Raw genomic sequence first — 24,566 nt, forward strand, 5'->3', positions numbered from 1 at the left:
GTGAACGCGTTCACATTCACAAGCAATTATGACGCACCGATTCTCGCCATCTGCAGGGGGGTCCCACCTTGGCCGCAGCGGCACCCTCTTGGCAGCGACTTCAACGCCTTGTTGAATTGCCCGCCATGCACACACAGCACTCACAGGCACACCCAGAGGCGCAGCCACCGACCCGCATACGGATCTCCTGGCCGGCCGGACACCTCACCGCAACCCTCGACCACACCCCGACGACCCAGGCCCTCGCCAAGGCGCTGCCGCTCGTCTCCACCGCGCACACCTGGGGTGAGGAGGTCTACTTCGACACGGTAGTCTCGGTTTCACGTGAAACCGACGCCCGCCAGGTCGTGGAGCCGGGCACGGTCGCCTTCTGGACCGACGGCGACGCCCTCGCCCTCCCCTATGGCCCCACTCCGATCTCGCGGGGCGACGAATGCCGCCTCGCCAGCCCTTGCAACGTCCTCGGCCGCCTCGACGGCGACCCCCGTCTCCTCGCGACCGTACGCAACGGCGACCCTGTGCGCGTAGAGCTTGCGGAGCTGTAGGGGCTCCGCTGCTTCACCGCCGCTGAGCCGTCAGGACTCTCCGCCGCTCCTGGCTCGCCCGAGGTGCCGCACCACCGGGACGGGCATTCCAGGACAGCGCCACGGGAAGCACCACAAGCAGCGCCGCGGCGTTCACCTTCGCGACGCTCTGCTCACCGGACCGGCCGCCCTGGCCGAGCCCGGCCGCACCCCTCCGCACGGCCCTCGCGAAGCTCTCGCACCCCCCTGGTACCACCCCCGAACGCCCCCGCCGCGGAGCGCGTCACGGCAAGAAAAACGCCGTGACCCGAGCCGGGCCACGGCGACCGTCACGCCCCGAGAAGGGGCCGTGCTCACAGCTCCTTGCGGAACGCCTCCGCCACCTTCAGAAAGATGTCGTTCCCCTCGGCCTCCCCGATCGTCACGCGCACACCCTCGCCCGGGAAGGGCCGTACCACCACGCCCGCCTGCTCACACGCGTCGGCGAAGGCGACCGTACGCTCCCCCAGGCGCAGCCACACGAAGTTCGCCTGGGTCTCGGGCACCGTCCAGCCCTGGGAGCGCAGCCCGTCGACCACGCGGGTGCGCTCGCAGACCAGCGAGCCGACCCGGCCGAGCAGCTCGTCCTCGGCGCGCAGCGAGGCGATCGCCGCCTCCTGCGCCAGCTGGCTCACCCCGAACGGCACCGCGGTCTTCCGCAGCGCCGCCGCCACCGGCTCGTGCGCGATCGCGAAGCCGACCCGCAGCCCGGCGAGGCCGTAGGCCTTGGAGAACGTCCGCAGCACACAGACGTTCGGCCGCTCCCGGTACAGCTCCACGCCGTCCGGCACCTCGGGGTCGCGGATGAACTCCCGGTACGCCTCGTCGAGGACGACCAGCACATCGCCGGGCACCCGGTCCAGGAAGCGCTCCAGCTCGGCCCGGCGCACCACCGTGCCCGTGGGGTTGTTGGGGTTGCAGACGAAGATCAGCCGCGTGCGCTCGGTGATCGCCGCCGCCATCGCGTCCAGGTCGTGCACATCGCCCGCCGTCAGCGGCACCCGCACCGAGGTCGCGCCGCTGATCTGGGTGATGATCGGGTACGCCTCGAAGGACCGCCAGGCGTAGATCACCTCGTCGCCGGGTCCGGAGGTCGCCTGCACCAGTTGCTGGGCGACGCCGACCGAGCCGGTGCCCGTGGCCAGGTGGGAGACCGGGACGCCGAACCGCTCGGACAGCTCGTTCATCAGAGCCGTACAGGCCATGTCCGGGTAGCGGTTGAAGGAAGCGGCCGCGGCCGTGACGCGCTCCATCACACCGGGCAGCGGCGGATAGGGGTTCTCGTTGGAGGACAGCTTGTAGGCCACCGGACCCTCCGCGGCGGCGGGCTTGCCCGGCTTGTAGGTGGGGATACCCTCCAGCTCGGCGCGCAGCTTGGGGCTCGTCTCGCTCACCGCAGTCCTCCTCGCGACCACCGGCGCCGTCCGGCCGCCGGCCTCCAATGCTTCTTACCTTATGAGGATTCGGTCCGGCTGCGAACAGGTGAGCGCACACCGGATAGCGGGGAGAGGTAACCTCCCTAGTCCCACCGGCATCAGGGGCATCACCGCCCGAAGGCGTACGAAGCGGGGGGCGCGCCGCACATATATCTACGCGCCGGTGGCTCGCTCCCTGGCGCGCATCCCCCGTGCAGGTGAGTTGAGACCTCTTCGAGACCTGGCCCGGTCGACAGGCGGGTGCACGCCGACACGTCACGTCCTATGCCCAACGGCCTCAACTGCCTGCAAATCAAAGGCAATTGTTGCCGCTCGGCCATGCAGAAACGTGCCTGTCAACGGCTGCATATGCGTCCGCACTACCCCACCGCATGAGCCCTACTATCGGCTCGCCATGACAGCAGCAGGGAAGCACCAGGTGAGCCGCGCGGAAACCTCACGTCGAGGCAGCCGGCCGGGCCGGGCGGGCATCAGAGACGTGGCCGCCGCCGCCGGAGTCTCCATCACGACCGTCTCCGACGCCCTGAACGGCAAGGGCCGGCTCCCGGACGCCACCCGGCGCCATGTCCGAGAAGTCGCCGACCGGCTGGGATACCGTCCCTCGGCCGCGGCCCGCACCCTCCGTACCGGCAAGTCCGGCCTCATCGGCCTGACCGTGACCACGTACGGGGATGAACCTTTCACCTTCACCGAGTTCGCGTACTTCGCGGAGATGGCGCGGGCCGCCACCTCGGCCGCGCTCGCCCGCGGCTACGCCCTGGTCATCCTGCCCGCGACCTCCCGCCACGACGTCTGGTCGAACGTCGCCCTGGACGGCACCGTCGTCATCGACCCCTCCGACCAGGACCCGGTCCTCAGCGAGCTGGTCCGGCAGGGTTTACCGGTCGTCTCCGACGGCCGCCCGGCCGGCTCCCTGCCGGTCACCGCCTGGGTCGACAACGACCACGAGGCCGCCGTCCTGGGCATCCTCGACCACCTGGCCGACGCCGGCGCCCGCCGCATCGGCCTGCTCACGGGCACCACCACGGACACCTACACCCACCTGTCGACCACCGCGTACCTGCGCTGGTGCGAGCGCGTCGGCCAGGACCCGGTGTACGAGGCCTACCCGGCCCACGATCCGTGCGCGGGCGCCGTCGCGGCCGACCGGCTGCTCGCACGCCCGGACCGGCCCGACGCGGTCTACGGGCTGTTCGACCCCAACGGCACCGACCTGCTCGCCGCCGCCCGGCGCTACGGCCTGCGCGTACCGGACGACCTGCTGCTGGTCTGCTGCAGCGAGTCCACCGTGTACGCCAACACCGAACCGCCGATCACCACGCTCTCCCTGAAGCCCCGCCGGATCGGCACGGCCGTGGTCCAGCTCCTCATCGACGCCATCGAGGGCGTCGAATCGGAGCACACGGTCGAGCAGGTGATACCGACCGAGCTGATCGTGCGTACCTCGTCCCAGCGACGCCCGCCGCGGACGACGGTCAGCCCGCCACGGGTCCCCGGAGAGGGATAGGGTCCGCGCGGGAGGGCCGGACAGGGCGGGCACCAGGTCGGTCGAAGTCCTGCCCAATCGGGGCGAAAGCCGCAGTGAACTGGAGTCTCGCTCTGATTCACCACCCCTGGGTCACCACACGGCGCGATCCGCATTCCTATGATGGGCCCACGACACCGCGGGCCGCTGCGACCAGGCAGTCCGAAGCGGTGCAGCTGCGGCGCGATGGTGGAGGGGTCGATGACTCAGGGGGCCGGTCAGGGACCCGAGGTGGAGCGGACGGCGACGTTGCGCGACTTCCGGGTACCCGCGTACGTCCACGAGACCGGTCCGTACCTCCACAGCTCTCACCCCGGCGAGGTCCCCGGCCCCGCCGCGGAGCCGGTGTCCTTCCCGCCGGAGTACACGCCGACCCAGCGCGACCTGCCCGTGATCAACCGGGGTGACACGCTTCAGGTGACCGTCGACCCGGCGCCCGCCCCCGCGCCCGTCGCCCAGCCCGCCACGGGTCCGGGCCCCCTGTTCGTCGTGGGCGACGTGCACGGCTATCTCGACGAGCTGGTGGCCGCCCTGCAGGAGAAGGGCCTGATCGACGCCGCCGGGCACTGGTGCGCGGGCACCGCGCGGCTGTGGTTCCTCGGCGACTTCACCGACCGCGGCCCGGACGGCATCGGCGTCATCGACCTGGTGATGCGGCTGTCCGCCGAGGCCGCCGCGGCCGGCGGGTACTGCAAGGCCCTGATGGGCAACCACGAGCTGCTGCTCCTCGGCGCCAAGCGGTTCGGCGACACGCCGGTCAACTCGGGCGCGGGCACCGCGACCTTCCAGGCGGCCTGGCTGCTCAACGGCGGGCAGAAGACCGACATGGACCGCCTCCAGGACCACCATCTGCAGTGGATGGCCCGCCTCGACGCGCTCACCGAGATCGACGGCCACCTGCTCGTCCACTCCGACACCACCGCCTACCTGGACTACGGCGACTCCATCGAGGCCGTCAACGACAACGTCCGCGAGACCCTCACCCGCAACGACGCGGACGAGGTCTGGGACCTGTTCCGCAAGTTCACCAAGCGCTTCTCGTTCCGCGACGAGGGCGGCGCCGACGCCGTGCGCACCCTGCTCGACACCTACGGCGGCACCCGCATCGTCCACGGCCACAGCCCCATCCCCTACCTGCTGGGCGAGGTCGGCTCCGAGGACGGCGAGGACAGCACCGGCCCCGTGGTCGAAGGTCCCCACGTCTACGCCGACGGTCTCGCCATCGCGATGGACGGCGGCGTGACCATGGCCGGGAAGCTGCTGGTCCAGCAACTCCCGCTGCACAGCTGAGCGTTCGGCGTCCGGGCGTCCCTCGGCGCCCGACCGGCGTCGGACCCGCGTCCGACCGGTGCGGATCCGCGTCCGACGGGTGCCAATCCGCGCCCGACCGGTGTCCGGCCGGCGCCGAACCGGATCCCGACCGGTGTCCGACCGGTCGGTAACGGCGCAGGCCGGGGGCCAATTTCGGTAAACCCCCTGTCACCGCCTGCCGTCACCGCTCTACCATCGGCATATCCGTAGCAGGCTCCCCTCCGTTTCTGCCCGACGGCTCGTCAGCGTGCGAGCCCCAAGCCCTACGGAGCATCGGGGGATGCACATGAACAGCGTTCCGCAGCACCTGCTGAGCGAGGACCGCCAGGAGTACGAGCGGCTCCTCGACGAGGCGCTGCGCTCGGCACCGCACCGCCCGGAACTGGCCGCTGTCGGACAGCGGCTGAACACCGAACAGCTGCGCACCATGGCGCTCGGCGCCACGGCCCTCATCACCGCGGCCGCCACGGCCGAGTACCAGCACTATGTGAAGGTCCGCGAGGAACTGCGCCACCCGGCGGCGTCCACCCCGTCGTCCGTCCACGCGTCCGACTCCGCCGAGCCGGGACCGAACGCGATGGGACTCGCCACCACCATGGGAGAGGCCGCCGAGACCGCCGGCGCGGGCGTCGTCGCCGTGATCGCCGTCCTCGCCCCCGTCCTCGCCGGCACCGCCGCGGCGATCTTCCTGCTCGTCGGCTACATCCTGAGGATGCTCGACCCCGATCAGGCGTTCGCCCGGACCATGCTCACCACCGGCTGGATATTCGGTGCCGTGACCGCCCTGGCGATCCTCGTCGCCGCGTTCGGTCTGCTGCTCACCGCGCTGCGCAACCGGCCCACACCGGAACCCGGTCCCCACGGTGCGGAGAACAGCGAACTCGCGCGGGCCAGAGAAGCCTGGCGCGAGGCCCTGCTCGAACGCGGCATCGTGCCGTTCCTGCGCGAAGCCCTCGCCGAACCCGGCACCGCCGCACTGCACCACACGGCACCGCCGGCGCCCACCGGCCGCATGCCGCACCTCGGCTACGACCGCCCCGGCTTCACCAGCCCCGGCGACGGCGGGTCGGCCGGGCACCGGCCCCGCTTCACCAGCCCTGACTACACCAGCCCGGACTTCGGCGGCCCGGACTTCGGCGGCCCGGACGACCATCCGGAGTGACCGCCGGCTTGCGCCCCCCATGGTGAGGGGAGCGCAAGCCGGAGACGGGGCCGTGCCGGGCCCCGCGGGCGTCCGCTGGTCGCGGCGCGGTCAGTCCGCGATCGGCAGATAGACCCGGTTGCCCGCCGCGGCGAACTCCTTCGACTTCTCCGCCATGCCCTGCTCGATCTCCGCCTGGGTGCCGCCGTGTTCGCGGCGGATGTCCTGGGAAATCTTCATCGAGCAGAACTTCGGCCCGCACATCGAGCAGAAGTGCGCCGTCTTGGCGGGTTCGGCCGGCAGGGTCTCGTCGTGGAACTCACGGGCCGTGTCGGGGTCGAGGGCCAGGTTGAACTGGTCCTCCCAGCGGAACTCGAAGCGCGCGTCGGACAACGCGTCGTCCCACTCCTGCGCACCGGGGTGCCCCTTGGCGAGGTCGGCCGCGTGGGCGGCGATCTTGTAGGTGATGACACCTGTCTTGACGTCGTCACGGTTGGGCAGGCCCAGGTGCTCCTTGGGCGTGACGTAGCAGAGCATGGCCGTGCCCCACCAGGCGATCATCGCGGCACCGATGCCGGAGGTGATGTGGTCGTACGCCGGCGCGACGTCCGTCGTCAGCGGGCCGAGCGTATAGAACGGAGCTTCATCGCAGATCTCCTGTTGAAGGTCGATGTTCTCCTTGATCTTGTGCATCGGGACATGGCCCGGGCCCTCGATCATGGTCTGTACGTGGAAACGCTTCGCGATCCGGTTGAGTTCCCCGAGGGTCTTCAACTCGGCGAACTGCGCCTCGTCGTTGGCGTCCGCGATCGAGCCCGGCCGCAGGCCGTCACCGAGGGAGTAGGTGACGTCGTAGGCGGCGAGGATCTCGCACAGTTCCTCGAAGTTCTCGTAGAGGAAGGACTCCTTGTGGTGCGCCAGGCACCACGCCGCCATGATCGAGCCGCCGCGGGAGACGATGCCGGTCTTGCGGTTCGCCGTCAGCGGGACGTACGCCAGGCGCACGCCCGCGTGGACCGTCATGTAGTCCACGCCCTGCTCGGCCTGCTCGATGACGGTGTCCTTGTAGATCTCCCAGGTCAGTTCCTCGGCCTTGCCGTCGACCTTCTCCAGGGCCTGGTAGAGCGGCACGGTGCCGATGGGGACGGGGGAGTTGCGCAGCACCCACTCGCGGGTGGTGTGGATGTTGCGGCCGGTGGACAGGTCCATGACCGTGTCGGCGCCCCAGCGGGTCGCCCAGGTCATCTTCTCGACCTCCTCCTCGATGGAGGACGTCACGGCCGAGTTGCCGATGTTGGCGTTGACCTTCACCAGGAACCGCTTGCCGATGATCATCGGCTCGATCTCCGGGTGGTTGACGTTGGCCGGCAACACCGCCCGGCCCGCCGCGATCTCCTCGCGGACCACCTCTGGAGAAACGTTCTCGCGGATGGCCACGAACTCCATCTCCGGCGTGATCTCGCCGCGGCGCGCATACGCCAGCTGCGTGACCGCCTGGCCGTCACGGCCCCGGCGCGGCTGGCGCGGCCGACCGGGGAACACCGCGTCGAGGTTGCGCAGGCCGCCGCGCGGCGAGGTGTGCTTGATTCCGTCGTCCTCGGGACGGACGGGACGGCCCGCGTACTCCTCGGTGTCGCCGCGGGCGATGATCCAGTTCTCCCGCAGCGGTGGCAGACCCCTGCGGACGTCGGTGTCGACGTGCGGATCGGTGTACGGGCCGGATGTGTCGTACAACGTGACCGACTGCCCGTTGGTGAGGTGCACCTGGCGGACCGGCACCCGCAAGTCGGGGCGGGTGCCCTCGACGTACGCCTTGTGCCAGCCGATGGACTTCCCGGCCTCCCCGCCGGTCGACGTCCCCGTCGCGACGGAGGCGTTCTGCGTGGAGGCAGGCGTGCGCGCGTCCTTGATGGTCATGAGACCTACTCCCTACGCCGGCATTACCCGGTAACAGGTTCGGCGGTCGACGCAGCGGTATCCGTCATCCGACGTCTCGTGTGAAACATCACTCGCGATGGGTGATGTTTCATGTGAAACATCGCTGGGACGGAGGTCAGCGCCCTCTCAGCCCGGTGCTCCGAGCTCCCGCGTGTACAAAGGTGCCTCCACGCTAGCGTCACTTCGGGCGCGGTGAACAGGGGGCCCCGGTCGTTCTTGCGATGATCGGTCGGTGACCACGACGCAGCATCCCCCGTTCCCACCGCACGAGCCCCCGCGCGGCGCAGGCCCCGGAGGCGGTCGTCACCACGAGCGTGCCGCCGGGACGCGCCCCGGAAGTGGTCCAGGAGGCGGCCCCGGAGGCAATCCGGGACGTGACTCCGGGGGCGGCTTCCGAGGCGGGTACGGAGACGGGCCCGGATCCGGTGACGGACGTAGCCCCGGGCACGGTGACTGGTTCGGGGCCGGCGGCGGCCACAACCCCGGGCACGGTGGCGAGTCCGGATCCGGCGGCGGCCACGGGCATGGTGGCGAGCCGGGTGCCGGTGGTGCGCCTGGACACGGCGACGGGTCCGGCTTCGGAGGCGGTCACGGTGGTGGGTCGAGCCCCGGCGGCGAGCCGAACTCGGGCGGTGGGTCCAACTCCGGAGGCGGGCACGGAGGCGGTCACGGCCATGGTGGCGGCGGTGGGCACGGGCACTCGCACAGTCATGGGCACGGACCCGCGACGCCCGTCTCCCGGCATCTGCGCAAGCTGATCGCCGCCGTCCTCATCCCCTTCGCCGCAGCCGTGGTGGTCGGACTGGCCGTGCTCTGGCCCGGCGGCGCGCCGCCACACGAGCGGACCGGGGTCGGTTTCGACCGGCAGACCCAGCACGCCACGGTCACGAGGGTCGAGAAGGTGGACTGCGGTGCGGTCAACGCCTCGGCACCGCCCCCGACCGGCGACACCTCCACCGCCGAAGGCTCCTCCGCCCAGCAGCAGGCCAACGGCACCTGCAAGAAGGCGACCATCCGCGTCGACACCGGCGAGGACAAGGGCCGTACCTTCAACGAGATCGTCCAGCCCGACCAGTCACGGCAGCTGGAGGAGGGTCAGAAGGTGATCGTCGCCTACGAGCCCTCCGCCCCGAAGGACCTCCAGTACTCGGTCACCGACGTGAACCGCAGGCTGCCGATGGGTCTGCTCGCCGGTCTCTTCGCGCTCGCCGTCGTGGTCGTCGGGCGGCTGCGGGGCGTCATGGCGCTGATCGCGCTGGCCATCAGCTTCCTGGTGCTGAACTTCTTCGTCCTGCCGGCCATCCTGCAGGGCTCCAACCCGCTGCTGGTGGCGGTGATCGGGTCGAGCGCCATCATGCTGATCGCCCTCTACCTGTGTCACGGACTGTCGGCCCGGACATCCGTGGCAGTCCTCGGCACCCTGATCTCGCTGCTCCTGATCGGCGTGCTCGGCTCGCTGTTCATCGGCTGGGCCGCGCTCACCGGCGACACCGACGACAACACCGGCCTGATCCACGGGCTGTATCCGTCGATCGACATGAGCGGTCTGCTGCTCGCCGGCGTCATCATCGGTTCGCTCGGCGTCCTGGACGATGTGACGGTCACCCAGACGTCGGCCGTCTGGGAGCTGCACGACGCCAACCCGACGATGGGCTGGCGCGGCCTGTACCGCGCGGCCATCCGGATCGGCCGCGACCACATCGCCTCCGTCGTCAACACGCTGGTCCTCGCCTACGCGGGCGCCGCCCTGCCGCTGCTGCTGCTCTTCTCGATCGCGCAGAGCAGCGTCGGCGCGGTCGCCAACAGCGAGCTGGTCGCGGAGGAGATCGTGCGCACGCTGGTGGGCTCGATCGGTCTGGTGGCCTCGGTGCCCGTCACGACGGCCCTCGCCGCTCTGGTGGTCTCGGCGGACCGCCCGGCGGCGGAGCCGGCGACGGCCGGCTCACGGACGCCGATGCCGCGCAGCGGGGGCCGGGGACGACGCCGCAAGCGGTGACGCTGCCGGTGCCGTCCGACGGCCACCGCACGCCGGCACCCCAGCGCCCCACGTCCACCGGCCCATCGGGTCCCGGGCCACCGAGTAACCGGCCGACCGACTCCACTGCCTCACCGGCCTCCCGGGCCACAGATACGTCGGTACGCCGATACGTCGGTACGCCGGTACGTCAAAAAGCCAAGAAGAAGCGTTACTCCACTCGAAGTACGCGCCGCCTCAACCTGCGCTCTGCTCCTCCGCGAGGATGCGGTCGAGCGCCTCGTCGAGGTGCGCGTCGAAGTCGGCGAGCGAGCCCTCCTGCCCCAGGGGCACCAGCTTGTCGGTGCGGTCCAGGAAGGCGACGAGCGGCGCCGACGAGGAGCGGAACAGCGCCTGGTCGGCGCCCACCTGAAGCCGGATCAGCACCTCACCCAGGGAATCGGGCTCCACGGGGGAGACCCGCACATCGCCCTCGCCGCAGGCCCGGCCCACACCGTCGATCAGCAGCTCGCGCCCGAACGCCCAAGTGACCGGCGCGTCTCCGGGCAGATGGAAGGTCAGGCGGACGGCGTAGGGATCACAGGTCTCGTACCGCAGCTCCACCGGGATGCGGAAGGAGAGTTCCTCGGAGACGAGAAAGCTCATCATGACCTCTGCCTGTACGGACTCGCGCATCGCCTACCCCGTCTGTTGCCGTCGATTGGCCGGGAATCAACCGTTGAATACTGCTGGCATCTTGCTGAACGTACACAGCAGATCACAAGGAGTGAGTTTTCAGATACTGATAGAAAGCGGGAGCGACCCCAGAAGGCGCCCGATCTCGTTCTGCAACTGACGGGCCGCGGGCAGCAGCCGGTCGGCCTGATGACAGGGGAGTGAGATGGCCATCGTGGCCGCGGCCGCCCCCACCGTGATCGGAATCGCCGCGCAGACCGTGCCCAGCGCGTACTCCTGACGCTCGATCACGGGTTCCATCCTGCCCACGCGTTCCAGACGCCGGAGCAGCGTTTGATTGTCACGCACCGTGTACGGAGTGAGGGACTGCACGGGATAGCGCTCCAGGTGATCGCGGCGGGCGGCCTCGTCCAGCTGGGACAGCAGACACTGGCCGATGGCGTGCGCGTGGCCGGTCTCGCGAAAGTCCGCCCACTCCTCGACCGCCGGATTGCCGGGGCTGTCGGAGACGCACACCACCTCGATCTCGCCTTCCCGGTAGATCGCGTAATACACCGGCACGCCGATCGAATCCCGCCAGCGCGCGAGTGTCTCGGCCACCGTGCTGCGACGTTTCTCCTGTGCCCCGCTGCTGCTCAGCCGCTCGGCCGCCGCGCCGAGGAAGAACAGCCCCTTTTCGCGCCGCAGATAGCCCTCGTGCACCAGGGTGCGCAGCAGGTGGTAGGTGGTCGGGAGGGCGAGGCCGGTCTCGCGGGCGAGCTGCTTGGCGGGCGCGCCGTTGTCGTGGGCGGCGACGCACTCCAGGAGGCGCATCGCGCGCTGGACCGAACCGATGAGCGTCGTCGACTGCTGTGCGGGCGGGGTCTCGGGGCGCACCCGCGGCACCGGCCGCCGGGTGGAGGACGGGGCGGTCCGCCGGGGTGCCTCGGGACTGCGCGCGGAGGAGCCGGCAGGGGTGGGCTGCTCGGGCGGCCGGACGCGCAAGGCCTGGAGGGAGGGGCCGGGGCGGGAGGCGGGGGGTGTGTGGGGACCTGCGGGTGCGGTGTCAGCCGTGGCCAAGGGGTCACTCCCGGAAGCGCGAGGGGGCAGCCCGTGCGGAGAGACACGGGTGGGATGTGGGGGTGTACGCCGCTCGCGGGCTCGTCCCGCGGGGCTTCCGGACTCTATTCGTCCGTCACGGCCCGCAGCCGCCCCGCGGGGGAAACTTCCCCCGCCCGAGGGAATCGGCCATTCCTGTTACCGGCCCCCGTCCCCCACATCTCCCTCTGTGGCCCCCACGAGCACACCGGCCCCCCGGTCACCCGGCGACGGGCGCGTCTACCAGTCGCTCTTCGTCGAGGATCCGGCGGTGAACTTGCGTACGACGTAGATGAGTCCGGCGACCAGTGCCACGAAGAGCAGCAGCTTGAACAGCAGTCCGATCACGAAGCCCACGACGCTCGCGATCAGACCGCCGAACACCACCAGGGCGATGACCGGCACCGCGACCCACTTCACCCACCACGGCAGCCCTGCGAAGATCTCTCGCATCGCCCTCGCCTTTCTCTCGTCTTCGATGTCCTGCCCTCGATGCTAGGTGCGCGGGCAGGCCCGGCGGGGGCCTCGCATCCCTTGTCGTCCCCTGAGCTGTCCCCTAGGGAATTCCGGGGCCCGGCCTCAGCTCTCGGGCGGAGAGAACACCACCAGGACCCGCAGATCCTCGCTGATGTGGTGGAACTTGTGGGGCACGCCGGCCGGGACGTACACCACGCTGCCGCGCGCCACCTGCGTGGTCTCCATCCCGACGGTGAGCGAGGCCCGGCCGCTGACCACGAAGTACACCTCGTCCTGGCGGTGCGGTTGCTGCGGGTCGTGCTCCCCCGCGTTCAGCGCGTACAGGCCGACCGACATGTTCCGCTCACGCAGGAACTGCAGGTAGGCCCCCTCGTTGGCGGCGCGCTCCGCCTCCAGATCGTCCAGCCGGAATGCCTTCATCGTTGCGTCGCCCTCGCGCCCCTGCTCGTAGCCGTCCTGGTCTGCCACGATCAGACACATGATGAATTTCCTAGTCAAGACGATCGCCAACGCGGGCGCCCTCGCGGTCGCCGTGTGGCTGCTCGACAAGATCACCCTCACCGGTGACGGCACCGGCAGGAAGATCGGCACCCTGGTGCTGGTGGCGCTGATCTTCGGGCTGGTGAACGTCCTGGTCAAGCCGCTTGTGAAGCTGCTCAGCCTGCCGCTGCTCATCCTCACGCTCGGCCTGTTCACCCTGGTGGTGAACGCGCTCATGCTGCTGCTCACCTCGTGGCTGGCCGACAAGCTGGACCTGAGCTTCCACGTCGAGGGCTTCTGGACCGCCGTCCTCGGCGGCCTGATCATCTCCGTCGTGTCCTGGGCGCTCAACGTCGTCCTGCCCGACCGGGACTGAGTGCCATGACGTACCGCGTCTGCTTCGTCTGCACCGGCAACATCTGCCGCTCCCCGATGGCCGAATCCGTCTTCCGGGCCCGGGTCGAGGAGGCCGGGCTCGGCGGCCTGGTCGAGATCGACAGCGCCGGCACCGGCGGCTGGCACGAGGGTGACCCGGCCGACCCGCGCACCGTCGCCGTACTGGAGGAGCACGGGTACGACAGCGCGCACACGGCCCGCCAGTTCCACCCCTCCTGGTTCGGGCGGCTCGACCTGGTCGTCGCCCTCGACACCGGACACGCCAAGGCGCTGCGCCGCCTCGCGCCCACCGAGGAGGACGCCCGCAAGGTCCGGCTGCTGCGCTCGTACGACCCCGCTGCGGGCGACGACCTCGACGTCCCGGACCCGTACTACGGGGCCAGGGACGGCTTCGAAGAGTGTCTTGAGATGGTGGAGGCGGCGAGCGCCGGTCTGCTCGCCGTGGTACGGGAGCACGTGGAAGGGCAGGCGGCATGAACGATTCCGGACTTTTCGAGGGCGGTGACGGCACCCGCGCGGTGCGGGCGGGGCTGCCCGAGCCGGTCAAGTACGAGCCGACCCTGCCCGGGCCGGTCTTCGCCGCGCACTTCCATCTGCCGGGCGAGCCCACCGGGCCGTACACCTACGGCCGCGACGAGAACCCGACCTGGACGCACCTCGAGGCCGCGATCGGCGAGCTGGAGGTGCCCGGCGAGGGCGGCGTGGAGACGCTGGTCTTCGCGTCCGGCATGGCGGCCATCTCGTCGGTGCTCTTCTCCCAGCTGCGCGCCGGGGACGCGGTCGTCCTGCCCAGCGACGGCTATCAGGTGCTGCCCCTGGTGCGGGCGCAGCTGGAGGCGTACGGGATCGAGGTGCGCACCGCGCCGACGGGCGGGGACGCCCAGCTCGACGTCCTGGACGGCGCGAAGCTGCTGTGGATCGAGAGCCCGTCCAACCCGGGCCTGGACGTCTGTGACATCCGCCGGCTCGTCGAGGCGGCCCACGCGCGTGGAGCCCTGGTCGCCGTCGACAACACCCTCGCGACGCCACTCGGGCAGCGCCCGCTGGAGCTCGGCGCCGACTTCTCCGTCGCCAGCGGCACCAAGCAGCTCACCGGGCACGGCGATGTCCTGCTGGGCTACGTCACCGGCCGCGCGGGAGAGCCGATGACCGCCGTGCGCCGCTGGCGCAAGATCGTCGGCGCGATCCCCGGGCCGATGGAGGCCTGGCTGGCGCACCGCTCGATCGCCACGCTCCAGCTGCGCGTGGAGCGGCAGAACGCCACCGCGCTCGCGGTCGCCGAGGCGCTGCGGCAGCGCCCGGAGGTGTCCGGGCTGCGCTATCCGGGGCTGCCGGACGATCCGTCCCACAAGGTTGCCGCGCGGCAGATGCGGCGCTTCGGGTGCGTGGTGTCGTTCACGCTGCCCAGCCGCGCGCGTGCGGACCGTTTCCTGGAGGCGCTGCGGCTCGTGGACGACGCGACCAGCTTCGGCGGGGTGCGGTCCACGGCCGAGCGGCGCGGTCGCTGGGGCGGGGACGCGGTGCCGGAGGGCTTCGTCCGGCTGTCGGTCGGCGCCGAGGATCCCGAGGACCTGGTGGCAGATCTGCTGCGCGCGCTGGACGAGTCGGCACAGTGACTCGCTGGACCCGCCAGGCGGAGTGACCGCCGGCGCGGCAGGCGGTACGGGCGGCCGTTCGGCACGCCTACTACGGGCAGTCGTCCGGCCCGCCTACCACGGGCGGCGGCTCGGCGCGTCTACGTCGAACGGACGGTCCGAACCTCCCCCCTCGTGGCTCGGACCGTCCTCGGTTCCGCGCGCCAAGAACCGCTCCAACAAGGCTAGTTGACTCTCCGTCAGTGTCCAATCACGGTAGCGACAGAGACCTATCGACTTATTTATAGTGGGCCCCTGCCCGAGGGCCGGGAGGACGGCAGGGGAAGGGGGCTTCGCCATGGACCTGGCCTTGCTGCGCACCTTCGTGACGGTGCACCGGGCCGGATCCTTCACCCGCGCGGCCGCGCTGCTCGGCCTCTCCCAGCCCGCCGTCACCTCGCAGATCCGAACCCTGGAACGGCAGCTCGGCCGCCCGCTCTTCCTGCGGCAGGCGCGGGGTGTGACCCCGACATCCATCGGCGACGAGCTCGCCCACAAGGCCGCCCCGCATCTCGACGCCCTGGTGGAGATCGCCGAGACCGGCCTCGACGACGAGTCCTCCTTACGCACCCTGCATCTCGCGGGTCCGCCCGAGTTCACCGCGGAACGGGCCCTGCCCGCCCTGGCCGGGCTGACCGGCGAGGCAGGCCAGGGCTGCGCCTTGCGGGCCTCCTTCGGGAACGCAGAGGAGGTGCTGGAGGGGCTGGCCGCCGGGCATCACGATCTCGCCATCAGCACGGCCCGGCCACGCGGCGCCCTGCTCACCGCCACGCCGCTGTGCGACGAGGAGCACGTCCTGGTCGCCGCCCCGCGCTGGGCCGAGCGCGCCGGCTCGGGACTACCGCACGACAAGGCCGCGGCCGCCCTGAAGAACTCGCCTGTCGTCGAGGTCCACGAATCGCTGCCCTTCGTCTCCCGTTACTGGGCCTCCGTCTTCGACTCCCGCCCCGATGCCTCCGGAACCGTCATCGTCCCGGACCTGCGGGCCGTCCTGGCGTGCGCGATCGCCGGCGCCGGCATCGCCGTCCTGCCCCGCTATCTGTGTGCGGGAGCGCTGGAGCGCGGCAAGGTGGTCACCCTGCACGAGCCGGCCGTGCCGCCACTGCGGACCTACTTCCTGGTGGTGCGCATCGGGACGCTGGCGATGCCGCACATCGCCCGGGCCCACGAGTGGCTGCAGCGAGCGGCGTCCGACTGGTGCTGAGCCGCGGCACCCGAGCGACGGGCCGGCCGTCACACGATGAGCCCCATCGGTCACGTTTCGCGATGTTTCACGTGGAACCAGCGGGGCCACATTTCACCCATGACCGTCCGACCCGTGGTCAAGCGCACCGCCCGTGCCGTCCTGCTGGACGGTGACGACCTGATCCTGATCAAGCGCACCAAGCCCGGTGTGGATCCCTACTGGGTGACTCCCGGGGGCGGGGTCGAACCCGAAGACCCGACCGTCGTCGATGCTCTGCACCGCGAGGTCCACGAGGAGCTGGGCGCCAAGATCACCGATGTCGTGCCGTGTTTCGTGGACACCGTCGAGCACATCGGCGAGGACGGCGGCACGACCGGTGTGAAGGTCCAGCACTTCTTCGTCTGCCGGCTGGAGTTCATGGACCCGGCGCTGCGCCACGGCCCCGAGGTGGAGCAGCCCGCGGGCGAGTACGAGATCGTCCGGGTGCCGTTCACCCGGGTCGGTATCGCCTCCGTCCACCTGGTGCCGTTGTCGCTGCGGCACTACCTCGACGGGAACATCGAGGGCGTACGCGCCATGCACGCACCCGATCTGGGCTGACGCCCCGAGCCCGCGCGTCCTCGGGTCAGCTGCCCGCCGCGACCAGTTCCTCCACCGAGTCATGCCGTATGCGGCTCACCGGGATGCCGACGTGCCGGAGCGCGTGCACACCGCTGCGGATCATCCCGGGCGGGCCCGAGAGGTAGGCGTCGTACTCGTGCCACGGGCCGTACTCGCGTATGGCGTCGGGCAGCTGGAGGTGCGCCTGCTGGTCGATGATCGCGCGAACCGAGAGCCAGGAGTGGCTCTGCTGCAGCCTGAGCATGGTGTCGATGTCGTACAGGTCCTGGTCGGTGCGGGCGCCGTAGAACACCTCGACGGGCCGCCGCTCGCCGTGCTCGGCGACGTCCTCGACGAGTGCCTTGATCGGGGCGATCCCGGTGCCGCCGCCCAGGCAGAGCAGTCCGCTGTCGGTGGTGTGGTCGACGGTCATGGAACCGGCCGGCGGGCCGAGCCGGATGACGTCGCCGGGCCGGGCCCGGTGCACGAGGGCGTTGGAGACCCAGCCCGCGGGGACGGCTTTCACGTGGAACGTCAGCAGGCCGTCCGAGCGCGGGGCGGAGGCGAAGGAGTAGTGCCGCCACACGCGTGGCCACCAGGGCGTCTCCACGCTCGTGTACTGGCCGGCGAGGAAGGGGTACGGCTGGTCCGGGCGGACGGTGAGGACGGCGATGTCGGGGGTGCGCAACTCGTGCGCGACGACCTCGGCGTGCCACCACGCGGGGGCGCGCAGCTCGTCCGCGGCCGCCGCGTCGATCATGACCTGGGAGATCGTCGTGTACGTCCGCACCCACGCCGCTTCGGTCTCCGCGTCCCAGATCGCCTCGGCGTACCGGCTCAGCGCGCCGATGAGGCATTCGCCGACGGCCGGGTAGTGCTCGGGCCGGGTGCCGTACTTGCGGTGTCCGCGGCCCAGGTTCTGGAGGTAGTCGACCAGGACCGGGGTGTTGTCGATGTGCTCCGCGGCGGTGAGCAGCGCCCTGAGCAGGCGGTCTCGCTGGGTGTCCATCGCGGGCGGGAACAGCGACCTCAGCTCGGGGTGGCGGACGAAGAGCAGAGCGTAGAAGTAGGAGGTGACCTTGTCGGCCACCGGGTCGATCTCGGCCATGGTGCGCCGGATGAGCAGGGCGTCCGGTGAGGCGTCCCCGGCCGGGGCGAACGGCTGTGTCGGTGACAGTGCCTGCGGCCGCTCGGCGGGGTTGGAGGCGACGGCGGAGCGCCGTGGCGGGACGCGGTCGGAGGCGGGGGGCGGTGGGGGGACGCGGTCGTGGGCAGGGGTCTTGGTGACGCGGGTGGGCAGGGGGCGGGTGGGCGGTTGCGGAGTGGCCAGAGCGTCCGCGCCGTGAGAGGGCGCCGACGACGGCGTGGACGCCGGTGGTGCCGGGGATATCCGCGGTCCGGCCGTCCCCGGAGCGGCTGCCGCCTCCGGCTCGCCGTCCGGTGCCGTGGTCGCCGGCTTCCTGCGCGGCGTGAACCAGCCGCCCCCGCCGTCGGCAGTGCCGTGGTCGGCCGACGTGGTGGTCGGAGCGTCCATGCTGTGCCTCGCCTCGAACATCTCTCGGTCGGTCTGCGCACTTCCCCGATCGGAAGGTGCCTGCTTCCCCCGTGGACGGCTTGCTCTCCCCCTGGTGCTCCGCGCCCGGTGCGGCCTGTGCCATCCGTCTCGGCACACGCGCCAGCCGTGTACCCCGGAACGCGGGTTCTCGATCTCTCCGTCCCGTGGAGCTGCTTTTCCCCTGCCCTCGTCCCCTCGCGGGAAGGCGTGCCGCCTCTTCCCGACCGGGAACCGGACTCGACCATACCGGCCACCGCGTCGCACACAAGTCCCCCCTTCACCGGTCACGAATGTGACCGTGGGGCGAACCATGCGTTCTCTCAATTACCGGGCGTCGCGCACCAATTCATAGGCATCCCACAGATCCTTCCCCTCATAGGTGTGGGTGGCCAGACCGGTCAGACGGTGGTCGGCGTTGACCGCGACGGAGACAGGTACGGCTGCGAACAGATCCGTGTCCGAGGTCGAGTCTCCGTACGCGACACAGTCGGCCCGTGTCACGCCGAACTGCCGGCACAGCCGGTCCGCGATCATCACCTTGGCGGCGGCACTGAGCACACCCGTCGGGTCCACGGGCTCGGTGAACGGTACGGCGGGAAAGCGCGACCCATGCGCCGCGTGCGCGCCCCAGCCGGTCAGGCGCTCCACGAAGAACGACGGGGACAGGGAGACCACGGCGCAGTAGTCACCCCGTTCCCTGATCTCCGCCCAGACGTCCTGGATGCGAGACAGCCAGGGCGCCCCCTCGAAGGCCGTCGCGACGTGCGCCTCGGTCAACCTCGCCCACAAGGTGTGGACCCGCCGCGCGTACTCCGGCGGATCGAACTCGCCAGCCGACACGGCCCGGTCGAGCTCGACCGTCTCCCTCTCCAGACCGAGTTGCCGGGAGATCTCCACCGGCGCGGACGTCCCGTACAGCAAGGTGCCGTCGAGGTCGAAGAGATGCAGTCTCGCCATGGGCGTCGAGGTTACCGGCGAGGCCTTCGGGCTTGCCCGCACGAGAAAGGCGAGACCTGCCGAGGCATCGGGCGGACGCCCGCCGTTCGTCGATGTTTCACGTGAAACACCTCGCCCTCGTCCTCGTGCGGTCCTCATGGTCACGGCATGGCCAAAAGGACGTACGTCTCACTCGAAACAGGTGGACGCCGAGGGCACCCGTCGGACAGCCTGACCTGCGTGCCCACTCCTTCCGTCGCCGCCCTGCCCATCCGCCGTCTGACGCTTCGCGATCTCACCGCCTGCGCCGACCTGTCCGAGAACCGGGGGTGGCCACGCGAAGAGCACAAGTGGGGCTTCCTCCTCAGCGCGGGGAAGGGGTACGGCATCGACGACCCCGACGGAGGGCTCGTCAGCGCCTGCGCCGTCACCGAGTACGGCCCGCACGGCCGCCCTGATCTTGCCGCCATCGGCATGGTGCTGGTGGCCGAGCGGCACGCCCGGCAGGGCGTCGGGCGCCGCCTGATGCGGCATGTCGTCTCCACGATGGGCACCACCCCGCTCACGCTGCACGCGACGCCCTACGGCCGCCCGCTCTATGAAGAGCTCGGGTTCAAGGTCACCGGCCGGGCCGAGATGCTGCGGGGTCACTTCACCCCCGACGGACCGACACCGAAGATCGCCACCCGGCCCGCGACGGCGGAGGATCTCCCGTCGATCCTGCGGCTGGACGAGGAGGTGTTCGGCTCCGATCGCACGCACATCATCACCCGGCTGCCCGCCTTCGCCGACCAGCTGCGCGTCGCGGAGGAGCGCGGCCGGATCATCGGCTACACGGCCGCCTGGCCCAACATGGACACCCACGTGGTGGGCCCGCTGATCGCCCGCGACACGGAGACCGCCCAGGCGCTCATCGCCTCCCTCGCCGCCCACACCGACCGGCCCCTGCGGACCGACGTCGACGTGCGGCACGAAGAGCTGCTGGCCTGGGCGAAGGGGCGCGGGCTGGCCTCCGTCGCCTTCAACGCGGTGATGACGTACGGCATCGGGGACCTGCCCGGGGACTGGAGCCGGCGGTTCGCTCCGCTCACGGTCGCCGCGGGCTGAGGCCACGGAACGCGGAAGACGCCGGCCCCCGTCGAGGGCCGGCGCCTTCTTCTTTCGACCGGGAAGCCGCGCTTTTCCCGTAGAAGAGCCGTGCTCAGGCGAGGGCTTCCACGGCGGCGGTCGCGAAGGCGTGATCCTGCTCCGGCGCTCCGCCGCCGACACCGATGGCGCCGATCAGCCGGCCGTCGCGGTGCACCGGCACGCCACCGGCGATGAACAGCAGCGGCTGGCTGAGCGCGGTCGGAAGGCTGTGGAAGGGCCCGTCCGGCTTGACGGCGTCGACCAGGTCCGCGGTGGGGGCATTGAGCTGCAGCGCGGTGTAGGCCTTGCGGGTGCTGGTCTCGCCGGAGATCAGGACGGCCCGGTCGTCGCGCCGGAAGGCCAGCAGGTGGCCACCGGCGTCCAGGACGGTGACGCTGACGGTCACCCCGGCGGCCTCGGCGGCGCGCGACGCCGTCGCGACCAGGGTCTCGGCGTCCTGGATGGCCAGAGGGGCGACGGCGGTGGTGGTGCTCATGAGGGGTTTCTCCTGAAGGGTGGTCTCGGTTCTTGCGAGGTGGGGTGCCGGATCGCCGGCCGCGGGGACGGCCCTGGCCCCGCGGCCGCCGACCACGTCAGTGATGGACGGGCGTCGGCTGTTCGGTGAGGGGCACGGACGCCGGTACGCGGGTCTTCTCACGGCGCTCCAGAGCGGCCGAGAGGACGGCGAGCAGCAGGGCGGCGGCGGCCAGCAGCGCGCCGACCCAGTTGGGGGCGGTGTAGCCCAGTCCGGCGGCGATCACCAGACCGCCGAGCCAGGCGGAGAGCGCGTTGCCGAGGTTGAAGGCGCCGATGTTCACGGCGGAGGCAAGGGTCGGGGCGCCGTGCGCCTGGTCGAGGACCCGCTTCTGCAGAGGCGGCACGGTGGCGAAGCCCAGGGCGCCGATCAGGGTGATCGTGACGGCCGCGAGGATCTTGTTCTGCGCGGTGAGCGTGAACAGCGCCAGCACCAGGGCGAGGGCGCCCAGGGAGACGTAGAGCATGGGCATCAGCGCGCGGTCGGCGAACCTGCCGCCGACGAGGTTGCCGCCGACCATGCCGAGCCCGAAGAGAACCAGCAGCCAGGTGACGGAGCCCTCGGCGAAGCCGGCGGCGTGGGTCATCATCGGCGCGATGTAGGTGATGGCCGCGAAGACGCCGCCGAAGCCGAGGACGGTCATCGCCATGGCGAGCAGGACCTGGACGTTCTTGAAGGCTGCCAGCTCGTGACGCAGCCGCACGCCCTCCGGCTTGGGCATGTCGGGCACCAGCTTGGCGATGCCCGCCAGGCCGATGACACCGAGCACGGCGACGATGGCGAAGGTGACGCGCCAGCCGATGGACTGGCCGACGAGGGTGCCCAGCGGGACACCGACGACGTTGGCGACGGTCAGTCCGGTGAACATCATCGCGATGGCTCCGGCCTTCTTGTCCGGGGCAACGAGGTCGGCCGCGACGACCGAGCCGATGCCGAAGAACGCGCCGTGGGCCAGTGAGGCGACCACGCGGCCGACCAGCATGACCCCGAAGACGGGGGCGACGGCCGAGAGCAGGTTGCCGACGACGAACAGGCCCATCAGCAGCATCAGCATCCGCTTGCGGGAGACCTTGGTGCCGAGCACGGTCATCAGCGGGGCGCCGAGCACCACGCCCAGGGCGTAGCCGGTCACCAGGTAACCGGCGGTGGGGATGGAGACCCCGTAGTCGCTCGCGACCTGGGGCAGCAAGCCCATGATCACGAACTCGGTCGTTCCGATCCCGAAGGCCCCGATCGCGAGGGCCAGAAGCGCGAGAGGCATGTGGGGTACACCTTCCCAGAAGATTGCAGGAGCGCTTAGCGTGCGTCCACAATAGTTGCAGACGCGGGTTAATCGCAAACGCTGACTATTGCACGACTGCTCTATCCTGGAATCCAGACGCTCCGGGACGGAGGAAACGCCCATGACAGCGACGGACCCCGCGCTCACCGCCCTCGCCCAGGGCTGGTGCGCCCTCTCCCTGCTCCACGGCCGCATCGAGGCGCACATCGAGCGGGCGCTGCAGGCCGGGCACGGGCTGAGCGTGCGTGAGTACTCCTTGCTCGACGTGCTCAGCCGGCAGCACAGCGGCGAAGGCGGGCATCTGCAGATGAAGCAGGTCGCCGACGCGGTGGTGCTCAGCCAGAGCGCGACCACCCGGCTGGTCACCCGGCTCGAGGACCGCGGGCTGCTGGAGCGCTACCTGTGCCCCACGGACCGGCGCGGAATCTACACCGACGTCACCGAGGCGGGCCTGAAGCTGCTGGCGGAGGCGCGCCCTACCAATGACGCCGCGCTGCGCGAGGCGCTGGACGAGGCGGCCAAGGTCCCGGAGCTGGCACCGCTCGTGTGGGTCGTGCAGTCAGGGCGCGTGCCCGCCTGAGGGGCGCGCAGGGCCGTGTCGGCGCGGGTTGGCCGCACATGTGCGCGCACAACCGTGAAGGCGCGGGTGGCCGCATAAGGTGCGGACATGGGAGATCTTGAGATACGCGCCGCGATCGCCGACGACGTCCCCGCGATCGTGGCCATGCTCGCGGACGACCCGCTGGGCGCCCAGCGGGAGTCACCGGACGACCTGGCCCCCTACCTGACCGCGTTCGAGCGGCTCGTGCACGATCCGAACCAGCACCTCGTCGTGGCCGTCCGGGAGGGCCGCATCGTGGGCACGCTTCAGCTCACGATCATTCCGGGCCTCTCCCGGCGTGGGGCCACCCGGTCGATCATCGAGGCCGTCCGCATCCACGCCGACGAACGCGGTGGCGGCCTGGGCACCCAGCTCATCGAGTGGGCGATCGACACGTCCCGGCGGGAAGGCTGCCACCTGGTCCAGCTGACCTCCGACAAGTCCCGCGTGGACGCCCACCGCTTCTATGAACGGCTCGGCTTCGAGGCGTCCCACCTCGGCTTCAAGCTGCAGCTCTGACGAGACGACGAGGGGGCTCTGTTTCACGTGAAACGGAGCCCTCTCGATTCACGTCAGCGGCGCCTACTTGATTCCCCGCCACCCCTCCGGGTCCACGCCTCCCGGCACATCCGCCGTCTCGTCGTACGGCTGACGCGTGAAGACGAACGAGCCGAGGTCGAGATGGCTCACGGATCCGTCCGGCCGCCGCACGGCCCTCAGCACCTCCCCGGCGTAGTAGCCCTCCAGCCCGGTCCAGGTCCCGTCACCGTTCGCCCGGAAACGGGAACGGCGGCCGGTGGCACCCAAGGGCTCCAGCGAGACACCGCCGTCGGCCGTCAGCCGCAGGACGAACACCTGTGTTCCCCAGTACCACTGTCCCGCCAACTCCAGTACAGCTGGCTGCACTTCCGGCAGCGGCCGCCACGGCTCGGGGATCCGGGGCTCCGCCTCGGCGACGATCCGGATGAGGTCGGCGCTCACCGCCGCCGGCAGCAATCCGGAGGTGCAGTTGGTCAGCACGACGGCCGCGACATCGTCGTCCACGCTGAAGGTGAGGTTGGCCAGGAAGCCCGGAAGCGAGCCCGAGTGGCCGGCCAGGCGTCGACCGCCGCCGTGGTGGATCTGCAGCCCGAGCCCGTACGTGACGCCGTCGGCGAGATCCGCCGGTTCCGCGGGAGCGGCCGGCGTCCGCATCTCCCGTACGGACTCCGCGCTCAGCACCCTGTCGTCCCCGTGCATCAGGAAGGCGGCGAACTTCGCCAAGTCCGCAGTGGTCGACCACAGTTGCCCGGCCGGAGCCATCCGGCCCAGGTCCTCCGCCGGCTCCGGCAGCATCACGTCGGCCCAGGGATGCACCGCCCACCCACCGGCGTGCGGGGACGACGGCCGGCCGCTCGTCCGGCTGAGGCCCAGCGGTTCGAGCACCTCGCGCCGGAGGACGTCCTCCCACGGAGCGCCGCGCAGCTCCTCCACGAGTGCGCCGAGCAGTGTGTAGCCGGGGTTCGAGTAGTGATGACGGCGGCCGACGGGGTGCCGGAAGGGCTGCTCTCCCAGGACGTCCGCCAGTTCCGGCCGCAGGGATCCGGGAGTGCGCTCCCACCAGGGCGCCGGGCTCTCGGCGGCCAGCCCGCTGGTGTGCGCCAGCAGCTCGGCGATGGTCGCCTCCCCCGCACCGGTGCCGGGCAGATGCTTCTCCAGTGGGTCCCCGAGATCGAGGATGCCTTCGTCACGCAGCCTGAGGACGAGGACCGCGGTGAAGGTCTTGGTGATCGAGCCGATCCGGTACTGCACGTTCTCGTCCGGCCCATGCCCGTCCACCGAGGTCCGCGCCCCGTGCCAGACGGCCCGCCCGTCCCTGACCACCGCCGCCACCAGCGACGGTGTGCGTCCTTCCGCCTGTGCCACGGCGATCCGGTGCAGCAACGCCCTCCGCGTACCGGGGAACAGGTCTCCCTGAGATGTCATCATGTGCCCAGTCCATCCCGAGCGGCCCCGGACGTCGAGTCGGTATCTCGATGACACGTCTGTTTGCACGCTCGCGGACCGTCGCGCGCACCGATGAGTTTTCCGCGCCGGGCCGGTCCGCACGCGTGAGACCGACTCACGAAAGGCCGG

23 protein-coding genes, 1 pseudogene and 1 riboswitch are annotated in these 24,566 nt (G+C 70.8%); of the genes and pseudogenes, 13 read left to right on the forward strand and 11 right to left on the reverse strand.

Annotated features, from left to right (window positions below; genetic code table 11):
• Positions 1–125 precede the first annotated feature (125 nt).
• Positions 126–545, forward strand: a complete 420-nt coding sequence (locus G7Z13_RS17345; protein WP_166000355.1) for a cyclophilin-like fold protein — start codon at positions 126–128, stop codon at positions 543–545.
• A 332-nt stretch (positions 546–877) separates the two neighbouring features.
• Here the strand turns inward: G7Z13_RS17345 and hisC are convergent, their stop codons facing one another.
• On the reverse strand, positions 878–1,957 hold the full coding sequence (hisC, locus tag G7Z13_RS17350) for a histidinol-phosphate transaminase (protein ID WP_166000357.1): 1,080 nt from the start codon (positions 1,955–1,957) through the stop codon (positions 878–880).
• A gap of 436 nt (positions 1,958–2,393) precedes the next feature.
• On the opposite strand from hisC, the gene G7Z13_RS17355 reads away from it, so the two are divergent.
• The 3 genes from G7Z13_RS17355 (at position 2,394) to G7Z13_RS17365 (ending at position 5,997) form a co-directional block, all read left to right on the forward strand.
• Positions 2,394–3,506 (forward strand): LacI family DNA-binding transcriptional regulator, encoded by a 1,113-nt coding sequence (locus G7Z13_RS17355; protein ID WP_166000358.1) that lies wholly within the window; start codon positions 2,394–2,396, stop codon positions 3,504–3,506.
• Between the two features lie 204 nt (positions 3,507–3,710).
• Entirely contained in the window at positions 3,711–4,814 is a 1,104-nt protein-coding gene (locus G7Z13_RS17360) for a metallophosphoesterase (RefSeq protein ID WP_277347408.1), read from the forward strand.
• 301 nt (positions 4,815–5,115) lie between these two features.
• Positions 5,116–5,997, forward strand: a complete 882-nt coding sequence (locus G7Z13_RS17365) for a hypothetical protein (RefSeq protein WP_166000362.1) — start codon at positions 5,116–5,118, stop codon at positions 5,995–5,997.
• A 90-nt stretch (positions 5,998–6,087) separates the two neighbouring features.
• Here the strand turns inward: G7Z13_RS17365 and thiC are convergent, their stop codons facing one another.
• On the reverse strand, positions 6,088–7,893 hold the full coding sequence (gene thiC, locus G7Z13_RS17370) for a phosphomethylpyrimidine synthase ThiC (protein ID WP_166000364.1): 1,806 nt from the start codon (positions 7,891–7,893) through the stop codon (positions 6,088–6,090).
• Positions 7,886–8,075: riboswitch (TPP riboswitch) on the reverse strand. Its footprint overlaps the gene before it by 8 nt.
• A gap of 71 nt (positions 8,076–8,146) precedes the next feature.
• Between thiC and G7Z13_RS17375 the strand changes: the two genes are divergently transcribed.
• Positions 8,147–9,910 (forward strand): YibE/F family protein, encoded by a 1,764-nt coding sequence (locus G7Z13_RS17375; RefSeq protein WP_166000366.1) that lies wholly within the window; start codon positions 8,147–8,149, stop codon positions 9,908–9,910.
• 216 nt (positions 9,911–10,126) lie between these two features.
• Here the strand turns inward: G7Z13_RS17375 and G7Z13_RS17380 are convergent, their stop codons facing one another.
• The 4 genes from G7Z13_RS17380 to G7Z13_RS17395 form a co-directional block, all read right to left on the reverse strand.
• Positions 10,127–10,564 (reverse strand): SsgA family sporulation/cell division regulator, encoded by a 438-nt coding sequence (locus G7Z13_RS17380; protein WP_166000368.1) that lies wholly within the window; start codon positions 10,562–10,564, stop codon positions 10,127–10,129.
• A 99-nt stretch (positions 10,565–10,663) separates the two neighbouring features.
• The gene (locus G7Z13_RS17385) at positions 10,664–11,377 is read right to left on the reverse strand and encodes an IclR family transcriptional regulator C-terminal domain-containing protein (protein WP_166005033.1); all 714 of its coding nucleotides are present in this window, start codon (positions 11,375–11,377) and stop codon (positions 10,664–10,666) included.
• A 504-nt stretch (positions 11,378–11,881) separates the two neighbouring features.
• Positions 11,882–12,094 carry a DUF5326 family protein gene (locus G7Z13_RS17390; RefSeq protein WP_166000370.1) on the reverse strand — a complete coding sequence of 71 codons (213 nt, stop codon included), beginning with the start codon at positions 12,092–12,094 and terminating at the stop codon, positions 11,882–11,884.
• Positions 12,095–12,220: 126 nt separating this feature from the next.
• Positions 12,221–12,538, reverse strand: a complete 318-nt coding sequence (locus G7Z13_RS17395) for a cupin domain-containing protein (protein ID WP_166005035.1) — start codon at positions 12,536–12,538, stop codon at positions 12,221–12,223.
• 58 nt (positions 12,539–12,596) lie between these two features.
• On the opposite strand from G7Z13_RS17395, the gene G7Z13_RS17400 reads away from it, so the two are divergent.
• The 5 genes and pseudogenes from G7Z13_RS17400 (at position 12,597) to G7Z13_RS17420 (ending at position 16,414) form a co-directional block, all read left to right on the forward strand.
• Positions 12,597–12,974: a phage holin family protein gene (locus G7Z13_RS17400; protein ID WP_166000372.1), complete on the forward strand. Its 378-nt coding sequence runs from the start codon at positions 12,597–12,599 to the stop codon at positions 12,972–12,974.
• Positions 12,975–12,979: 5 nt separating this feature from the next.
• Positions 12,980–13,471 (forward strand): low molecular weight protein-tyrosine-phosphatase, encoded by a 492-nt coding sequence (locus G7Z13_RS17405; protein WP_166000374.1) that lies wholly within the window; start codon positions 12,980–12,982, stop codon positions 13,469–13,471.
• Between the two features lie 23 nt (positions 13,472–13,494).
• Positions 13,495–14,610 (forward strand): annotated as a pseudogene (locus G7Z13_RS17410) (cystathionine gamma-lyase); the annotation flags it as partial.
• A 316-nt stretch (positions 14,611–14,926) separates the two neighbouring features.
• Positions 14,927–15,832, forward strand: a complete 906-nt coding sequence (locus tag G7Z13_RS17415) for a LysR family transcriptional regulator (protein ID WP_166000377.1) — start codon at positions 14,927–14,929, stop codon at positions 15,830–15,832.
• Positions 15,833–15,931: 99 nt separating this feature from the next.
• Positions 15,932–16,414, forward strand: a complete 483-nt coding sequence (locus tag G7Z13_RS17420; protein ID WP_166000379.1) for an NUDIX hydrolase — start codon at positions 15,932–15,934, stop codon at positions 16,412–16,414.
• A 25-nt stretch (positions 16,415–16,439) separates the two neighbouring features.
• Here the strand turns inward: G7Z13_RS17420 and G7Z13_RS17425 are convergent, their stop codons facing one another.
• A complete protein-coding gene (locus tag G7Z13_RS17425) occupies positions 16,440–17,948 on the reverse strand; it encodes a globin domain-containing protein (RefSeq protein ID WP_240926245.1) in 1,509 nt (502 codons plus the stop codon).
• 345 nt (positions 17,949–18,293) lie between these two features.
• Positions 18,294–18,926 (reverse strand): HAD-IB family phosphatase, encoded by a 633-nt coding sequence (locus G7Z13_RS17430; RefSeq protein ID WP_166000383.1) that lies wholly within the window; start codon positions 18,924–18,926, stop codon positions 18,294–18,296.
• A 219-nt stretch (positions 18,927–19,145) separates the two neighbouring features.
• Here G7Z13_RS17430 and G7Z13_RS17435 point away from each other — a divergent pair, with 219 nt between their 5' ends.
• On the forward strand, positions 19,146–20,012 hold the full coding sequence (locus tag G7Z13_RS17435) for a GNAT family N-acetyltransferase (protein ID WP_166000384.1): 867 nt from the start codon (positions 19,146–19,148) through the stop codon (positions 20,010–20,012).
• Positions 20,013–20,106: 94 nt separating this feature from the next.
• Here the strand turns inward: G7Z13_RS17435 and G7Z13_RS17440 are convergent, their stop codons facing one another.
• Positions 20,107–20,529, reverse strand: a complete 423-nt coding sequence (locus G7Z13_RS17440) for a heme-binding protein (RefSeq protein ID WP_166000386.1) — start codon at positions 20,527–20,529, stop codon at positions 20,107–20,109.
• Positions 20,530–20,626: 97 nt separating this feature from the next.
• The gene (locus G7Z13_RS17445; protein ID WP_166000387.1) at positions 20,627–21,829 is read right to left on the reverse strand and encodes an MFS transporter; all 1,203 of its coding nucleotides are present in this window, start codon (positions 21,827–21,829) and stop codon (positions 20,627–20,629) included.
• Between the two features lie 142 nt (positions 21,830–21,971).
• Between G7Z13_RS17445 and G7Z13_RS17450 the strand changes: the two genes are divergently transcribed.
• Entirely contained in the window at positions 21,972–22,430 is a 459-nt protein-coding gene (locus G7Z13_RS17450; protein WP_166000389.1) for a MarR family transcriptional regulator, read from the forward strand.
• An 87-nt stretch (positions 22,431–22,517) separates the two neighbouring features.
• Positions 22,518–22,970: a GNAT family N-acetyltransferase gene (locus tag G7Z13_RS17455; protein WP_166000391.1), complete on the forward strand. Its 453-nt coding sequence runs from the start codon at positions 22,518–22,520 to the stop codon at positions 22,968–22,970.
• A 63-nt stretch (positions 22,971–23,033) separates the two neighbouring features.
• On the opposite strand, the gene G7Z13_RS17460 is transcribed toward G7Z13_RS17455, so the two are convergent.
• The gene (locus G7Z13_RS17460; RefSeq protein WP_166000393.1) at positions 23,034–24,419 is read right to left on the reverse strand and encodes a serine hydrolase domain-containing protein; all 1,386 of its coding nucleotides are present in this window, start codon (positions 24,417–24,419) and stop codon (positions 23,034–23,036) included.
• Positions 24,420–24,566 lie beyond the last annotated feature (147 nt).

The sequence above is a fragment of the Streptomyces sp. JB150 genome (assembly GCF_011193355.1).
Taxonomy (GTDB): domain Bacteria; phylum Actinomycetota; class Actinomycetes; order Streptomycetales; family Streptomycetaceae; genus Streptomyces.

Bases quoted from the DNA above. Each gene is read 5' to 3' on its own strand.
- G7Z13_RS17345 (WP_166000355.1), top strand. From the start codon at position 126: ATGCACACACAGCACTCACAGGCACACCCAGAGGCGCAGCCACCGACC.
- G7Z13_RS17355 (WP_166000358.1), top strand. From the start codon at position 2,394: ATGACAGCAGCAGGGAAGCACCAGGTGAGCCGCGCGGAAACCTCACGT.
- G7Z13_RS17360 (WP_277347408.1), top strand. From the start codon at position 3,711: ATGGTGGAGGGGTCGATGACTCAGGGGGCCGGTCAGGGACCCGAGGTG.
- G7Z13_RS17365 (WP_166000362.1), top strand. From the start codon at position 5,116: ATGCACATGAACAGCGTTCCGCAGCACCTGCTGAGCGAGGACCGCCAG.
- thiC (WP_166000364.1), bottom strand. From the start codon at position 7,893: ATGACCATCAAGGACGCGCGCACGCCTGCCTCCACGCAGAACGCCTCC.
- G7Z13_RS17380 (WP_166000368.1), bottom strand. From the start codon at position 10,564: ATGCGCGAGTCCGTACAGGCAGAGGTCATGATGAGCTTTCTCGTCTCC.
- G7Z13_RS17385 (WP_166005033.1), bottom strand. From the start codon at position 11,377: ATGCGCCTCCTGGAGTGCGTCGCCGCCCACGACAACGGCGCGCCCGCC.
- G7Z13_RS17390 (WP_166000370.1), bottom strand. From the start codon at position 12,094: ATGCGAGAGATCTTCGCAGGGCTGCCGTGGTGGGTGAAGTGGGTCGCG.
- G7Z13_RS17395 (WP_166005035.1), bottom strand. From the start codon at position 12,538: ATGAAGGCATTCCGGCTGGACGATCTGGAGGCGGAGCGCGCCGCCAAC.
- G7Z13_RS17400 (WP_166000372.1), top strand. From the start codon at position 12,597: ATGATGAATTTCCTAGTCAAGACGATCGCCAACGCGGGCGCCCTCGCG.
- G7Z13_RS17405 (WP_166000374.1), top strand. From the start codon at position 12,980: ATGACGTACCGCGTCTGCTTCGTCTGCACCGGCAACATCTGCCGCTCC.
- G7Z13_RS17415 (WP_166000377.1), top strand. From the start codon at position 14,927: ATGGACCTGGCCTTGCTGCGCACCTTCGTGACGGTGCACCGGGCCGGA.
- G7Z13_RS17420 (WP_166000379.1), top strand. From the start codon at position 15,932: ATGACCGTCCGACCCGTGGTCAAGCGCACCGCCCGTGCCGTCCTGCTG.
- G7Z13_RS17425 (WP_240926245.1), bottom strand. From the start codon at position 17,948: ATGGACGCTCCGACCACCACGTCGGCCGACCACGGCACTGCCGACGGC.
- G7Z13_RS17430 (WP_166000383.1), bottom strand. From the start codon at position 18,926: ATGGCGAGACTGCATCTCTTCGACCTCGACGGCACCTTGCTGTACGGG.
- G7Z13_RS17440 (WP_166000386.1), bottom strand. From the start codon at position 20,529: ATGAGCACCACCACCGCCGTCGCCCCTCTGGCCATCCAGGACGCCGAG.
- G7Z13_RS17445 (WP_166000387.1), bottom strand. From the start codon at position 21,829: ATGCCTCTCGCGCTTCTGGCCCTCGCGATCGGGGCCTTCGGGATCGGA.
- G7Z13_RS17450 (WP_166000389.1), top strand. From the start codon at position 21,972: ATGACAGCGACGGACCCCGCGCTCACCGCCCTCGCCCAGGGCTGGTGC.
- G7Z13_RS17455 (WP_166000391.1), top strand. From the start codon at position 22,518: ATGGGAGATCTTGAGATACGCGCCGCGATCGCCGACGACGTCCCCGCG.
- G7Z13_RS17460 (WP_166000393.1), bottom strand. From the start codon at position 24,419: ATGATGACATCTCAGGGAGACCTGTTCCCCGGTACGCGGAGGGCGTTG.